This is a genomic window from Klebsiella sp. K47 (assembly GCF_051858335.1).
In the GTDB taxonomy this organism is placed as follows: domain Bacteria; phylum Pseudomonadota; class Gammaproteobacteria; order Enterobacterales; family Enterobacteriaceae; genus Klebsiella; species Klebsiella pneumoniae.
In genome coordinates this window covers 1-251 of record NZ_JBPYUI010000159.1, presented here as the reverse complement: position 1 = coordinate 251, position 251 = coordinate 1, and the positions used below count along the sequence as shown (strand labels likewise).

Sequence of the window (251 nt, the reverse complement as noted above, 5' to 3'; positions counted from 1 at the left end):
CCACATGCTCACCGACAGCGAACCCGTGGCCGTGCTGGTGCATGGCGCGACCCGGCATGTACCGGAACACCCGGTCCTGATCGATCTGGATGTCCCCGTCTGGCAACATTGCCCGGCTATCGCTCCGTCGGTGACCGGACTGACACCTCGGCATCTGGCCTATGTGATCTACACCTCAGGCTCGACCGGCTTGCCCAAGGGCGTGATGAACGAGCACGCTGGGGTGGTCAACCGTCTGCTGTGGATGCAGG

The 251-nt window shown here is 63.7% G+C and carries 1 protein-coding gene; it reads left to right on the top strand.

Features of this window, described 5'->3' with window-relative positions; all coding sequences use genetic code 11:
* Positions 1 to 251 (top strand): AMP-binding protein (locus RRF55_RS27520; RefSeq protein WP_439419231.1); only part of this gene is annotated, 251 nt, incomplete at both ends.